At 31.3% G+C, this 12,421-nt stretch carries 22 protein-coding genes; all 22 read right to left on the bottom strand.

What is annotated here, in order from left to right; translation table 11 throughout:
• Positions 1-8: 8 nt before the first annotated feature.
• The 22 genes from carA to rpsQ all read right to left on the bottom strand — a co-directional run bounded on the left by carA (position 9) and on the right by rpsQ (position 12,421).
• A complete protein-coding gene (gene carA, locus LG649_RS10490) occupies positions 9-1,112 on the bottom strand; it encodes a glutamine-hydrolyzing carbamoyl-phosphate synthase small subunit (protein WP_226543770.1) in 1,104 nt (367 codons plus the stop codon).
• An 81-nt stretch (positions 1,113-1,193) separates the two neighbouring features.
• A complete protein-coding gene (locus LG649_RS10485) occupies positions 1,194-1,901 on the bottom strand; it encodes a hypothetical protein (RefSeq protein ID WP_226543769.1) in 708 nt (235 codons plus the stop codon).
• A gap of 167 nt (positions 1,902-2,068) precedes the next feature.
• On the bottom strand, positions 2,069-2,785 hold the full coding sequence (locus LG649_RS10480) for a hypothetical protein (protein ID WP_226543768.1): 717 nt from the start codon (positions 2,783-2,785) through the stop codon (positions 2,069-2,071).
• A 95-nt stretch (positions 2,786-2,880) separates the two neighbouring features.
• Complete coding sequence (gene rplQ / locus LG649_RS10475; protein ID WP_226543767.1) at positions 2,881-3,354, bottom strand: 50S ribosomal protein L17; 474 nt, start codon at positions 3,352-3,354, stop codon at positions 2,881-2,883.
• A gap of 69 nt (positions 3,355-3,423) precedes the next feature.
• On the bottom strand, positions 3,424-4,416 hold the full coding sequence (locus LG649_RS10470; RefSeq protein ID WP_226543766.1) for a DNA-directed RNA polymerase subunit alpha: 993 nt from the start codon (positions 4,414-4,416) through the stop codon (positions 3,424-3,426).
• A gap of 97 nt (positions 4,417-4,513) precedes the next feature.
• Complete coding sequence (rpsD, locus tag LG649_RS10465; RefSeq protein WP_226543765.1) at positions 4,514-5,119, bottom strand: 30S ribosomal protein S4; 606 nt, start codon at positions 5,117-5,119, stop codon at positions 4,514-4,516.
• 174 nt (positions 5,120-5,293) lie between these two features.
• Positions 5,294-5,677, bottom strand: coding sequence for a 30S ribosomal protein S11 (gene rpsK, locus LG649_RS10460; RefSeq protein ID WP_044631112.1), 384 nt, complete (start codon positions 5,675-5,677; stop codon positions 5,294-5,296).
• A gap of 117 nt (positions 5,678-5,794) precedes the next feature.
• Positions 5,795-6,163, bottom strand: coding sequence for a 30S ribosomal protein S13 (gene rpsM, locus LG649_RS10455; protein ID WP_226543764.1), 369 nt, complete (start codon positions 6,161-6,163; stop codon positions 5,795-5,797).
• Between the two features lie 104 nt (positions 6,164-6,267).
• Positions 6,268-6,384, bottom strand: coding sequence for a type B 50S ribosomal protein L36 (ykgO, locus tag LG649_RS10450; RefSeq protein WP_013305171.1), 117 nt, complete (start codon positions 6,382-6,384; stop codon positions 6,268-6,270).
• A gap of 77 nt (positions 6,385-6,461) precedes the next feature.
• Positions 6,462-6,677 (bottom strand): translation initiation factor IF-1, encoded by a 216-nt coding sequence (gene infA, locus LG649_RS10445; RefSeq protein ID WP_007094967.1) that lies wholly within the window; start codon positions 6,675-6,677, stop codon positions 6,462-6,464.
• Positions 6,678-6,687: 10 nt separating this feature from the next.
• Entirely contained in the window at positions 6,688-8,034 is a 1,347-nt protein-coding gene (gene secY / locus LG649_RS10440; protein ID WP_226543763.1) for a preprotein translocase subunit SecY, read from the bottom strand.
• Positions 8,035-8,048: 14 nt separating this feature from the next.
• The gene (rplO, locus tag LG649_RS10435) at positions 8,049-8,501 is read right to left on the bottom strand and encodes a 50S ribosomal protein L15 (protein WP_226543762.1); all 453 of its coding nucleotides are present in this window, start codon (positions 8,499-8,501) and stop codon (positions 8,049-8,051) included.
• A gap of 16 nt (positions 8,502-8,517) precedes the next feature.
• A complete protein-coding gene (rpmD, locus tag LG649_RS10430; protein WP_044631108.1) occupies positions 8,518-8,697 on the bottom strand; it encodes a 50S ribosomal protein L30 in 180 nt (59 codons plus the stop codon).
• 12 nt (positions 8,698-8,709) lie between these two features.
• Positions 8,710-9,234: a 30S ribosomal protein S5 gene (rpsE, locus tag LG649_RS10425; protein ID WP_226543761.1), complete on the bottom strand. Its 525-nt coding sequence runs from the start codon at positions 9,232-9,234 to the stop codon at positions 8,710-8,712.
• Positions 9,235-9,240: 6 nt separating this feature from the next.
• On the bottom strand, positions 9,241-9,597 hold the full coding sequence (rplR, locus tag LG649_RS10420) for a 50S ribosomal protein L18 (protein ID WP_044626925.1): 357 nt from the start codon (positions 9,595-9,597) through the stop codon (positions 9,241-9,243).
• 11 nt (positions 9,598-9,608) lie between these two features.
• Positions 9,609-10,151, bottom strand: coding sequence for a 50S ribosomal protein L6 (rplF, locus tag LG649_RS10415; protein ID WP_226543760.1), 543 nt, complete (start codon positions 10,149-10,151; stop codon positions 9,609-9,611).
• A gap of 18 nt (positions 10,152-10,169) precedes the next feature.
• Positions 10,170-10,568 (bottom strand): 30S ribosomal protein S8, encoded by a 399-nt coding sequence (rpsH, locus tag LG649_RS10410; RefSeq protein WP_044626927.1) that lies wholly within the window; start codon positions 10,566-10,568, stop codon positions 10,170-10,172.
• Positions 10,569-10,641: 73 nt separating this feature from the next.
• Positions 10,642-10,911 carry a 30S ribosomal protein S14 gene (gene rpsN / locus LG649_RS10405; RefSeq protein WP_226543759.1) on the bottom strand — a complete coding sequence of 90 codons (270 nt, stop codon included), beginning with the start codon at positions 10,909-10,911 and terminating at the stop codon, positions 10,642-10,644.
• A gap of 3 nt (positions 10,912-10,914) precedes the next feature.
• Positions 10,915-11,466 carry a 50S ribosomal protein L5 gene (gene rplE / locus LG649_RS10400; protein ID WP_226543758.1) on the bottom strand — a complete coding sequence of 184 codons (552 nt, stop codon included), beginning with the start codon at positions 11,464-11,466 and terminating at the stop codon, positions 10,915-10,917.
• Between the two features lie 2 nt (positions 11,467-11,468).
• Positions 11,469-11,780 carry a 50S ribosomal protein L24 gene (rplX, locus tag LG649_RS10395; RefSeq protein WP_226543757.1) on the bottom strand — a complete coding sequence of 104 codons (312 nt, stop codon included), beginning with the start codon at positions 11,778-11,780 and terminating at the stop codon, positions 11,469-11,471.
• Between the two features lie 12 nt (positions 11,781-11,792).
• Positions 11,793-12,161, bottom strand: coding sequence for a 50S ribosomal protein L14 (gene rplN, locus LG649_RS10390; protein WP_027138502.1), 369 nt, complete (start codon positions 12,159-12,161; stop codon positions 11,793-11,795).
• A gap of 2 nt (positions 12,162-12,163) precedes the next feature.
• Positions 12,164-12,421 (bottom strand): 30S ribosomal protein S17, encoded by a 258-nt coding sequence (gene rpsQ, locus LG649_RS10385; protein WP_044626931.1) that lies wholly within the window; start codon positions 12,419-12,421, stop codon positions 12,164-12,166.

Here is a 12,421-nt window from a genome sequence, read left to right as displayed (position 1 = left end):
TTCTTAAACTATTTTTTAATATTATCTATGAATTGATCGAATAAATACGATGCATCATGTGGTCCTGGACTAGCTTCTGGATGATACTGTACCGAAAAACAATTTTTATTTTTCATCGCAATACCAGCAATAGTATTATCATTTAAATGCACATGTGTTATTTCTAATTCTGAATTAGCTTCTGTTTCTTCTCTATTTATGGCAAAACCATGATTTTGAGAAGTAATTTCGCCTTTACCAGTAATTAAATTTTTAATAGGATGATTTATTCCTCTATGTCCATTATACATTTTATAAGTAGATACCCCATTAGCCAAAGCTATTATTTGGTGACCTAAACAAATTCCAAATAATGGTAAATTTCTTTTTATAACTTCTTTAGCTAATTGTTGAGCCTCAACTAATGGTTCTGGATCTCCAGGACCGTTAGATATAAAATAACCGTCAGGGTTAAAAGCTTCTAAATCTTCAAATTTTGCTGTGTATGGAAATACCTTAATGTAAACATCTCGTTTAGCTAAGTTTCTAAGAATATTGGTTTTAATCCCTAAATCTAAAGCTGCAACTTTATATGTAGCATTTTCATCTCCATAATAATAAGGCTCTTTAGTAGAAACTTTAGAAGCTAGTTCTAAACCTTCCATTTTAGGAAATTCTGCTAATTGCTTTTTCAAATCATCAATATTCGCTACATCTGTTGATATTACAGCATTCATTGCTCCATGCTCTCTGATATAGCTAACAAGTGCACGTGTATCAACATCGGATATAGCAAAAAGATTATTATCGTTTAAAAATACTTCAAGAGAATTGTCAGCAGCTTCTCTGGAATATTCGTAACTAAAGTTTTTTACCACTAAACCTGCAATTTTAACAGAATTAGATTCAACTTCGCCTTCATTGATTCCATAATTACCAATGTGAGCATTTGTTGTTACCATGATTTGACCAAAGTATGAAGGATCTGTGAATATCTCTTGATATCCAGTCATACCTGTGTTAAAACAAACCTCACCGAAGGAAGTACCTTGCTTGTTACCAACTGCCTTTCCGTAAAAAACAGTGCCATCTGCTAGGAGAATAATGGCTTTTTGTCGTTTTTGATATCTCATTTAAAAAAAAGTTTCACAAAATTGCACAAAAAAAAGGACAAACTAAAATAGTTTGCCCTTATATTTATTTAATTAACAAAATTATATGGTATTATAATAATGTAAAACATCTATAAATTCCTTCTCTTCTTTCATTTTTAAATGATTAGATTTAATATATTTTTTTAATTCTGTAGAATTAGATAATGATTTTATAATTCCTGATTTACTAAATTTCAATTCAGTTAGTACATTCTCTTGTTTTTCAAGATAATATTTAGTCTTTATCACAATTTTATCCTTACCCATTTTTTTTTGAGTCATAGTGTTGAATGCAGCTTCAATAACTTCTGAAAAGTAATATTTATATAAATTTACGCCGACCTCGTTAGATAGTGATTCGACATATGTGATTTTTTTATCAATTTGTTTTTTAACAAATAAATGATTTTGCAATACAAAATCATTAACATTTTTTTTATCGAAAATAAAGGTTTTTGCCTTTTTATCATCACCTATTTTAGATTCTAATCTATTATGAGTAATATTAAAGTTGGAATTAGGTATTTTATATGACTTATTTTTTACATCATGTAACTCTACTGTTTCTGCCCAGTTTTCAACCATATAGTCAGTGCCTACTACTTCTTTTTTTATACTGCTAGATTTTACCCAGAAACCATTACTTAAGTTCCCCTTTCCTGACATGTTCATTGTGTTGCCTTCTATTACAATTTCGGCATCAGTATTTTGAGCTATTGAGAAAGTACTAATAAAAAATATTGTTAATAAATTAATTTTGTAGAGCATAATGTTAATTTTAATGTTTGAGTTTAAAATTAAAAAAAACAAGTACGTAACTATACATTTATAATAAATTTAAACTTTAATTAACAAAGTTTAAAGAAAACAAATCTTAGAAATAAATAATTTAGAAATATTTTAGGTTGGTTGAATTGCAAATTTAAAATGTATTATTAAATTGAATTAAAATAATTAATAACATTAATAAAATCAACAGTTTTTTTCATTTTAAGTTTATTTTCTTTTATATATTGTTTTAATTTTGTTGAATTATTTAAAGCTTTAATAATACCCGATTTGCTAAGTTTAATTTCATTTAAAGCACCATTATTACGTTCGATAAAGTATCTATATTTTATAAGTATCTTATCTTTTCCTAATTTTTTCTGAGTCATTTTATTAAAAGATGCCTCTAAAATCTCTGTGTATTGATATTTATATAATTTTATATTTCCTTCTTTTATTAATGCTTCTACAAAATATTTTTCACCACTATCATCTATCATCTTTTTTACGAAAAAATGATTCTTAAACACAAATTTGGATATTTTATCAGAATCGAAGATAAATTTCTCTGGTTCCTTACCTTCTTCAGTTGGCAATTTAACCTCAATGGCATTATCCTTTATGTTAAAATTTGAATTAGAAATCTTATAGCCTTTATTTTCTAAATCATAAACAAATGCTGCTTGAAACCAATTATTAAACAAATAATAATTTCCTTCAATTTGGTTATTAATTATTGGTGATTTGACGGTAAAACCACTCATAAAATTGCTACCTGTATTTATATCAAAATAAGATTTGTTTACTACTACATTTAGATCAGTTTGAGCATGTAAACCTTTATTAATAAAGACAAGTGTAATTAAAAGATAAACTAATTTCATTTAAAAAATTTTTGATTAATGATTTTTTAAATTTACATAAAAAAAAAAGACAAACTAAAATAGTTTGCCCTTATATTTTTTAAGCTTATTAACATTTATTCTTCTTCGTTAGAAGCTTTAGTTTCAACTGGAGCAGCTTCAGCTGGTTTAGAACCACCTCTTCTGCTTCTTCTTGTTGTTTTCTTCTTAGGTTTATCAGCGTTGTAAATTTCGTTGTAATCTACTAACTCAATCATAGCCATATCGGCATTATCACCTAAACGATTTCCTAATTTAATAATACGTGTATAACCACCTGGTCTGTCTGCAACTTTAGTAGCTACTTCTCTAAATAGTTCAGTAACCGCATCTTTTTGTCTAAGGCGTGACATAACAATACGTCTGTTATGTGTTGTATCTTCTTTAGACTTTGTTACTAACGGCTCAACAAATTGTTTTAAAGCTTTTGCTTTTGCTACAGTAGTGTTAATACGTTTGTGCTCTATTAAAGAACATGCCATATTAGCTAACATTGCTTTTCTGTGAGCTGTTTTTCTGCCTAAATGGTTAATCTTTTTTCCGTGTCTCATGACTTTTGTGTTAAACCTTTATCTTGCTACAACTTATTTAAGGAGCAAATTATAAAGGAGTTTATAAAATTAATCTTTGTCTAATTTATATTTGCTTAAGTCCATTCCGAAGTTTAAACCTTTAACATTTACTAGTTCTTCTAGCTCAGTTAATGATTTTTTACCAAAGTTACGGAACTTCATTAAATCGTTTTTATTAAATGATACTAAATCTCCTAAAGTATCTACTTCGGCAGCTTTTAAACAGTTAAGTGCACGTACAGATAAATCCATATCAACTAATTTAGTTTTAAGTAACTGTCTCATGTGAAGTGATTCTTCGTCATAAGTTTCAGTTTGTGCTATTTCATCAGCTTCAAGTGTTATACGCTCATCAGAGAATAACATGAAGTGGTGAATTAATGTTTTTGCAGCTTCAGTTAAAGCGTCTTGTGGAGTTATTGATCCATCGGTTAAAATTTCAAAAACTAATTTTTCGTAATCAGTTTTTTGTTCTACACGATAGTTTTCAATACTATACTTAACGTTTTTAATTGGTGTATAAATTGAATCGGTAAAAATAGTACCTATTGGTGCAGAAGCTTTTTTGTTTTCTTCAGCAGGTACATAACCTCTACCTTTTTCAATAGTAATTTCCATATTTAAGTTTACCTTAGGGTCTAAATTACAGATTACTAATTCTGTATTTAATACTTGGAATCCTGAAATAAATTTTTGGAAATCTCCAGCTGTAATTCTCTCTTGACCAGATATTGAAATTGAAACTGATTCGTTATCAATATCATCAATTTGTCTTTTAAAACGTACTTGTTTTAAATTTAAAATGATTTCGGTAACATCCTCTACAACTCCAGCTATAGTTGAAAACTCATGGTCTACACTTTCAATTCTAACAGAAGTAATAGCAAATCCCTCTAAAGAGGAAAGTAATACCCTGCGTAAAGCGTTACCAACTGTTAAACCATAACCTGGTTCTAAAGGTCTGAATTCGAATTTGCCTTCGTAATCAGTTGAATCAATCATGATTACTTTATCCGGCTTTTGAAAATTAAATACTGCCATAGTTTTTCTTCGTTTTAATTGTTATTTAGTTGCGCGGTTTATAAGTTTGAAGAAATACGAATAAACCCTTTGGCTAAATACCAATGGTGTTAATTTATTATTTAGAATATAATTCGACGATAAATTGCTCGTTGATATTTTCTGGGATTTGAATTCTTTGTGGTACAGAAACGTAAGTTCCTTGTTTAGTGTCACTATTCCATGTAATCCACTCAAAAACATTACTAGAATTTGCTAAAGATCTTTCAATAGCTTCTAAAGATTTAGATTTTTCTCTTACAGCAACAACATCACCAGCTTTTAATTGATAAGAAGGAATATTTACCAATTCACCATTTACAGTAATGTGCCTATGAGAAACTAATTGTCTTGCACCACTTCTTGTTGGAGCAATTCCCATACGGAAAACAACATTATCTAATCTAGATTCACATAATTGTAGTAAAACTTCACCTGTAATACCTTGTGCAGCTCTAGCTTTTTTAAATAAGCCTCTAAATTGTCTTTCTAAAATACCGTAAGTATATTTAGCTTTTTGCTTTTCCATTAACTGGATAGCGTATTCAGATTTTTTACCACGACGACGGTTGTTACCGTGTTGCCCAGGAGGGTAATTTCTTTTTTCGAAAGATTTATCATCTCCGAATATAGCTTCGCCAAACTTACGAGCTATTTTAGTTTTAGGACCAGTATATCTTGCCATTTTAAATTAAATTTAGAGAGTGTTTGTGAATTAAGGTCTTAATCTTATCCTTCGACAAACGTTAATCTCTCATTAATACTTGTTTATATTATTTTTTCGGTTTGCAAATGTACATAAAAAAATAAATATCAGCTATATATAGCTGATATTTATTTAACTTACATTAAAATGTAATTATACTCTACGACGTTTTGGAGGACGACAACCGTTATGTGGTAATGGAGTTACATCGATAATTTCTGTAACTTCGATACCTGCATTATGGATTGAACGAATAGCAGATTCTCTACCATTACCTGGTCCTTTAACGTATACCTTTACTTTCTTTAAACCTGCTTCTGACGCTACTCCTGCAGCATCTTCAGCAGCTAATTGAGCTGCATAAGGTGTGTTTTTCTTTGAACCTCTAAATCCCATTTTACCAGCAGAAGACCATGAAATAACGTCTCCATTTTTATTGGTAAGTGAAATAATGATATTGTTAAATGATGCTGTAACGTGAGCTTCACCTACAGACTCAACAATAACTTTACGTTTTTTTGTGCTTGTTTTTGCCATATTCTTTTAGTTTTTAGTTGCTAGCTTTTAGTTATTGGAATCCTAAACTTTTACATTTCAAACAGATTCTTCTAACGTCCAAATACTAATGAACTAATGACTGTTAAATTATTTTACTTATGCTTTTTTCTTGTTAGCAACAGTTTTTCTTTTTCCTTTTCTTGTTCTAGAGTTGTTTTTAGTACGTTGTCCTCTTAAAGGAAGACCAGCTCTATGACGAATACCTCTGTTACATCCTATATCCATTAAACGTTTAATGTTTAATTGAGTTTCAGAACGTAACTCACCTTCAATTGTAAACGCTCCAATAGCTTCACGAATTCCGCTAATATCATCGTCTGTCCAATCTTGAACTTTAGTACTTTCATCAACTTTAGCTGTAGCTAAAATTTCTTTTGCTCTGCTTCTACCTACTCCGTAGATATAAGTTAAAGAGATAACTCCTCTTTTGTTTTTTGGTATGTCTACACCTGCAATTCTTGCCATTTCGATTTTAGTTTTTAGTTGTTAGCTTTTAGTTGTTAGAATCCTAAACATTTCTATTTCAAACAGATTCATCTAACGTCTAATTACTAATGACCATTATTTTTTTATCCTTGTCTTTGTTTAAATCTAGGATTCTTTTTGTTAATAACGTAAAGTCTACCTTTTCTACGCACAATTTTACAATCTGCGCTTCTTTTCTTTACTGATGCTCTTACTTTCATAATATTCAATATTCAAGGTTCTAAATTCAAGGTTCAACTTAAAACTTTGAACTTTGAACTTTGAACGTTTTTTAGTATTAGTATCTATAAGTTATACGAGCCTTAGTTAAATCATAAGGACTCATTTCTAATTTTACTTTATCACCTGGTAATAATTTTATATAATGCATACGCATTTTACCAGATATATGTGCGGTCACTATATGACCATTTTCTAACTCTACACGAAACATAGCATTAGATAATGCTTCTATAATTGTTCCGTCTTGCTCAATTGCTGCTTGTTTTGCCATAGTATAATAATTAAGCTACTGCCTTTCTATTTTTACCTGTTTTCATCAAACCATCATAGTGTCTATTTAACAAATAAGAATTAATTTGTTGCATAGTATCTATTGCAACTCCAACCATAATTAACAATGATGTGCCACCAAAAAACATAGCCCATGTCTGTTGTACTCCCATAAGTTTAACAATAATTGCAGGAAAAACTGCTATTAGAGCTAAAAATATAGAGCCTGGTAAAGTTATTTGAGACATAATTTTATCTAAATACTCAGATGTTTCAGAACCTGGACGAATACCTGGTATAAACCCACCACTACGCTTTAAATCGTCGGCCATTTTATTAGTAGGTACTGTAATTGCTGTATAAAAATATGTGAACACAATAATTAATAAAGCAAATGTTAGGTTATATGTGAAACCAAATAAATCTGAATAATTTGTTGTTAACCATGCACCAAAACTGGTATCTTTTAGGAAAGAAGAACCACCAACTAAACCTGGCACAAACATAATTGCTTGAGCAAATATAATTGGCATTACACCTGAAGCGTTTAATTTTAACGGTATGTATTGTCTAGAACCAGCCACAGCAGCCTTTTCATAACCTCCAGTAGCAGTTCTTCTAGCATATTGTACAGCAATTTTACGAACACCCATTACTAACATAATAGATGCCAATATAATTACAAACCATATTACAAGTTCAAAAAGAATTAACATAACATTATTTCCTTCTAACCTGGTAGCTGCGTTTTGCAAAAATGCTTGTGGTAATGTAGCAATAATACCTACCATAATTAATAATGAAATACCATTACCAATTCCTTTATCAGTAATTCTTTCACCTAACCACATAGCAAAAATACAGCCTGTTACTAAAATGGAAACTGAAGAAAAATAAAATGTAAACCCTGTACCTAATAAAAAGGCACTTTGTGGAATACCTAATGCAGGTAAGCTTGCTAAGTAACCAGGGGCTTGTAATAAACAGATAGCTATTGTTAACCAACGTGTTATTTGTGTAATTTTCTTTTGGCCACTAGCTCCTTCCTTTTGTAACTTCTGTAAATATGGAATAGCTATTCCCATTAATTGTACAACAATAGAAGCAGAAATGTATGGCATAATACCAAGAGCAAATACTGAAGCATTTGCAAAAGCACCACCAGTGAAAGCATTAAGTAAACCTAATAAGCCACTATCTGTACTGTCAGATAATCCACTTAATTGAGCTGCATCTATACCTGGTAAAACTACTTGTGCACCAAATCGATAAACTAATAACAAGGTTAAAGTAACCACAATACGGTTTCTTAGTTCCTCGATTTTCCATACATTTTTAATTGATTCTATAAACTTCATACGTATAAAATGTCTTAAATTGTTACAGCTTCACCACCAGCAGCTTCAATAGCAGCTTTAGCGGATGCAGTAAACTTATGAGCAGATACTTTTAATTTTGCTTTTAATTCACCACGACCTAATATTTTTACTAAATCGTTTTTACCAACTAAACGGTTTGCGAATAATGATTCAAAATCTACAGTATCATTAATTTTCTTGTCATCAACCAATTGTTGTAAAGTGTCTAAATTTACACCTTGATACTCTACACGGTTAATGTTTGTAAAACCAAACTTAGGAACACGTCTTTGAAGAGGCATTTGTCCACCTTCAAAACCTAATTTTTTAGAATAACCTGAACGTGATTTAGCTCCTTTGTGACCACGTGTAGCGGTACCACCTTTACCAGAACCTTGACCACGACCAATACGTTTTCCTTGGTTTTTTACTGAACCTTGTGCAGGTTTTAAATTACTTAAATCCATTTTTCAGTTTTATTTTTTAAGCTTCTTCAACAGAAACTAAATGTGACACTTTTGCAACCATACCAAGAATATTTGGTGTAGCTTCAAACTCTTTTACTTGTCCAATCTTTTTAAGACCTAGAGCTTCTAAAGTTCTTTTTTGTCTTAAAGTACGATTGATTGCGCTTTTAACTTTTGTTACTTTAATCTTTGCCATTTCTGTCTGTTATTAAGCGTTAAAAACTTGTTGAAGTGTAATACCTCTATCTCTAGCAATAGTTTTTGCATCTCTTAATTGTAATAAAGCATCAAAAGTTGCTTTTACAACATTGTGAGGGTTTGAAGACCCTTGAGATTTTGATAATACATCGTGTACACCAACGGCTTCTAATACTGTTCTTACAGCACCACCAGCGATTACCCCTGTACCAGGAGCAGCAGGAATAATATTTACTCTTGCACCACCATATTTACCTTTTTGTTCATGAGGTAAAGTTCCTTTAATAATAGGAATACGAACTAGATTTTTTTTAGCATCTTCAACGGCTTTTGCAATTGCACTAGCAACGTCTTTAGATTTTCCTAAACCTTGTCCTACAACACCAGCTTCATCACCAACCACAACGATTGCCGAAAAACCAAATGCTCTACCACCTTTAGTTACTTTTGTAACTCTCTGTACACCAACTAAACGATCTTTAAGATCTAATCCACTTGGTTTTACTAACTCTGCGCTTTTATATTTTTGAAACATAATATCTTAGAATTTAAGTCCTGCCTCTCTAGCTCCTTCAGCTAATGATTTTACTCTACCATGGTATAAATAACCACCTCTATCGAAAGCGATAGTTTCTATACCTGCTTTAAGTGCTTTCTCAGCTATAGCCTTACCTACTAATTTAGCAGCTTCAACTTTATTAACTTTAGCAGTATCTATACTTTTATCTCTTGAAGATGCTGAACCTAGTGTTACACCAGTTACATCATCAACTATTTGAGCATAAATTTCTTTATTACTTCTGTAAACAGCTAATCTAGGTCTTGCTTCTGTACCAGAAACAACCTTACGAATTCTGTTTTTTATTCTTAATCTTCTTTCGTTCTTTGTTAATGCCATAACTAAATTTATTAAGCTGATTTACCTGCTTTTCTTCTAATTTCCTCACCAACAAACTTAATACCTTTTCCTTTGTAAGGTTCAGGTTTTCTGAAACCGCGAATTTTTGCAGCAACTTGACCAACAAGTTGTTTGTCAAAAGAAGATAGTTTTACAATTGGATTCTTTCCTTTTTCAGAAACAGTTTCCACTTTAACTTCTGGAGCAATATCCATAACAATGTTATGTGAAAAACCAATAGCAAGGTCTAATTTTTGTCCTTGGTTTGATGCTCTGTAACCTACACCAACCAATTCTAATTCTTTTGTCCATCCTTTTGATACACCTTCAATCATGTTTGCAATTAAGGCTCTGTATAAACCGTGTTTAGCTTTATGATCTTTAGTTTCAGCAGAGCGTGAAACAATAACGTTTCCTTCTTCTACTTCAATTGCTACTGTATCGAAACTTTGAGTTAATTCTCCTAATTTTCCTTTTACAGTTACAGTGTTATCTTTAACACTAACTGTTACACCCTCTGGAATGGCTACTGGATTTTTTCCTATTCTTGACATTTCTATTAGGTTTTAAAATTAGTAAACGTAACATAAAACTTCACCACCTACATTCTCTTTTTTAGCTTGTTTACCTGTCATTACACCATGAGATGTAGAAACAATGGCAATACCTAAACCATTAAGAATTCTTGGTAACTCATCAGCACCCGCATACTTACGTAAACCTGGAGTACTAATGCGTTGAAGTTTTTTAATTACTGGTTCTTTTGTTTCTTTGTTGTACTTAAGAGCAATTTTAATTGTTCCTTGTACAGTTGAATCATCAAACTTATAACTTAAAATATATCCTTGTTCAAATAATATTTTAGTTATGTTTTTCTTTAAATTAGAAGCAGGAATCTCAACCACTCTGTGGTTAGCACGCACTGCGTTTCTAATTCTAGTAAGATAATCCGCGATTGGATCTGTATACATATTTATTAATTTGCGGTAGTGGTTTTCAAGAAACTCTTTCTCTTGAACCTAAAACCAATTTATAATTCTTTTTTTACCAACTAGCTTTTTTAACCCCTGGGATTAAGCCTTTGTTAGCCATTTCTCTAAACATTACACGAGAAATACCAAAGTTTCTCATGTAACCTTTAGGTCTTCCAGTAAGCTTACATCTATTATGCATACGAACTGGAGAAGCGTTTTTTGGTAACTTTTGTAATGCTTCGTAATCTCCAGCTTCTTTTAAAGCTTTTCTTTTCTCAGCATATTTAGCTACTGTTTTAGCTCTTTTTACCTCACGGGCTTTCATTGATTCTTTAGCCATATCTTAGTTCTTTTTAAAAGGTAACCCTAATTCAGTTAATAATGATTTTGCTTCCTTATCTGTTTCGGCAGATGTTACAAATGTAATATCCATACCTGAAATTTTATTAACCTTATCGATATTTATTTCAGGAAAGATTATTTGTTCAGTGATTCCAAGGTTGTAATTACCACGACCATCGAAACCTGTAGCTTTGATACCATTAAAATCTCTTACACGAGGTAAGGCAGAAGTTACTAATCTATCTAAAAATTCATACATTCTTTCTCCACGTAAAGTTACTTTTGCTCCAATTGGCATACCTTTACGTAATTTAAAAGAAGCAACATCCTTTTTAGATAAAGTAGCTACAGCTTTTTGACCAGATATTGTTGTTAATTCTTCAACAGCATAGTCTATTAATTTTTTATCTGCAACTGCAGCCCCAACACCTTTAGATATAACTATCTTTTGTAGTTTAGGAACTTGCATTACATTTTGATATCCAAATTCGTCTGTAAGAGCTGCAATTACTTTGCTTTTATACTCTTCTTTAAGTCTAGGTGAATATGCCATAACTATATTACTTCATTAGATTTTAATGAGAATCTTACTTTCTTATCACCTTCTACTCTGTACCCCACTCTCGTTGCTTCTCCTTTAGAAGTTAACAACGATAAGTTAGAGATGTGAATTGGTGCTTCCTTCTCTACAATGCCTCCTTGTGGGTTTTGAGCACTTGGTTTAGTATGTTTCTTAACCAAATTTACTCCCTCAACAATGGCTTTGTTTTTTTCTATTAATACCTTTTGTACCTTACCTTCGCTACCTTTATGGTCGCCAGCAATTACTTTTACAGTATCTCCAGTTTTAATTTTAAGCTTTGTCATCTTAATAATGTATTAAAGCACTTCTGGTGCTAATGATACAATTTTCATGAATTGTTTATCACGAAGTTCTCTAGCAACAGGACCAAAAACACGTGTACCTCTCATCTCACCCGCTGGGTTTAATAAAACACAAGCATTATCATCGAATCTAATATAAGATCCATCTGGTCTTCTTACTTCTTTTACAGTACGCACTACTACTGCAGTTGATACGGCTCCTTTTTTAATATTACCGTTTGGTGTAGCATCTTTAACAGAAACTACAATTTTATCACCTACAGAAGCGTATCTTCTTTTAGTACCACCTAGAACTCGGATAGTTAAAACTTCCTTTGCTCCAGTGTTATCTGCTACTTTTAATCTTGATTCTTGCTGTACCATAATTATTTCGCTCTTTCAATTATTTCAACTAATCTCCAACATTTAGATTTACTTAAAGGTCGTGTTTCCATGATTCTTACAGTATCTCCTTCGTTGCAGTCATTTTTCTCGTCGTGCGCAACATATTTTTTTGTTTTTAACACGAACTTTCCATACATAGGGTGTTTTACTTTTTTCACCTCAGAAACCACAATTGATTTCTGCATTTTGTTACTTGTAACAACTCCTATACGTTCTTTTCTTAAATTTCTTGTTTCCAT

Source organism: Neotamlana laminarinivorans (genome assembly GCF_020523925.1).
Taxonomy (GTDB): domain Bacteria; phylum Bacteroidota; class Bacteroidia; order Flavobacteriales; family Flavobacteriaceae; genus Neotamlana; species Neotamlana laminarinivorans.
The sequence above is the reverse complement of the archived record's forward strand: the minus strand, read 5'-3'. Positions and strand labels throughout refer to the sequence as shown.

Coding starts and splice junctions, on each gene's coding strand:
- rpsH (WP_044626927.1), bottom strand. CDS start 10,568: ATGTATACAGATCCAATCGCGGATTATCTTACTAGAATTAGAAACGCA.
- rplX (WP_226543757.1), bottom strand. CDS start 11,780: ATGACAAAGCTTAAAATTAAAACTGGAGATACTGTAAAAGTAATTGCT.
- LG649_RS10470 (WP_226543766.1), bottom strand. CDS start 4,416: ATGGCAGTATTTAATTTTCAAAAGCCGGATAAAGTAATCATGATTGAT.
- rplO (WP_226543762.1), bottom strand. CDS start 8,501: ATGGATTTAAGTAATTTAAAACCTGCACAAGGTTCAGTAAAAAACCAA.
- rplR (WP_044626925.1), bottom strand. CDS start 9,597: ATGGCATTAACAAAGAACGAAAGAAGATTAAGAATAAAAAACAGAATT.
- carA (WP_226543770.1), bottom strand. CDS start 1,112: ATGAGATATCAAAAACGACAAAAAGCCATTATTCTCCTAGCAGATGGC.
- rpsM (WP_226543764.1), bottom strand. CDS start 6,163: ATGGCAAGAATTGCAGGTGTAGACATACCAAAAAACAAAAGAGGAGTT.
- rpmD (WP_044631108.1), bottom strand. CDS start 8,697: ATGGCAAAGATTAAAGTAACAAAAGTTAAAAGCGCAATCAATCGTACT.
- LG649_RS10485 (WP_226543769.1), bottom strand. CDS start 1,901: ATGCTCTACAAAATTAATTTATTAACAATATTTTTTATTAGTACTTTC.
- rpsE (WP_226543761.1), bottom strand. CDS start 9,234: ATGTTTCAAAAATATAAAAGCGCAGAGTTAGTAAAACCAAGTGGATTA.
- rplN (WP_027138502.1), bottom strand. CDS start 12,161: ATGGTACAGCAAGAATCAAGATTAAAAGTAGCAGATAACACTGGAGCA.
- rplE (WP_226543758.1), bottom strand. CDS start 11,466: ATGGCATATTCACCTAGACTTAAAGAAGAGTATAAAAGCAAAGTAATT.
- infA (WP_007094967.1), bottom strand. CDS start 6,677: ATGGCAAAACAAGCAGCAATTGAGCAAGACGGAACAATTATAGAAGCA.
- rpsQ (WP_044626931.1), bottom strand. CDS start 12,421: ATGGAAACAAGAAATTTAAGAAAAGAACGTATAGGAGTTGTTACAAGT.
- rplF (WP_226543760.1), bottom strand. CDS start 10,151: ATGTCAAGAATAGGAAAAAATCCAGTAGCCATTCCAGAGGGTGTAACA.
- ykgO (WP_013305171.1), bottom strand. CDS start 6,384: ATGAAAGTAAGAGCATCAGTAAAGAAAAGAAGCGCAGATTGTAAAATT.
- LG649_RS10480 (WP_226543768.1), bottom strand. CDS start 2,785: ATGAAATTAGTTTATCTTTTAATTACACTTGTCTTTATTAATAAAGGT.
- secY (WP_226543763.1), bottom strand. CDS start 8,034: ATGAAGTTTATAGAATCAATTAAAAATGTATGGAAAATCGAGGAACTA.
- rplQ (WP_226543767.1), bottom strand. CDS start 3,354: ATGAGACACGGAAAAAAGATTAACCATTTAGGCAGAAAAACAGCTCAC.
- rpsD (WP_226543765.1), bottom strand. CDS start 5,119: ATGGCAAGATATACTGGTCCTAAAACTAAAATAGCTCGTAAGTTTGGC.
- rpsN (WP_226543759.1), bottom strand. CDS start 10,911: ATGGCTAAAGAATCAATGAAAGCCCGTGAGGTAAAAAGAGCTAAAACA.
- rpsK (WP_044631112.1), bottom strand. CDS start 5,677: ATGGCAAAAACAAGCACAAAAAAACGTAAAGTTATTGTTGAGTCTGTA.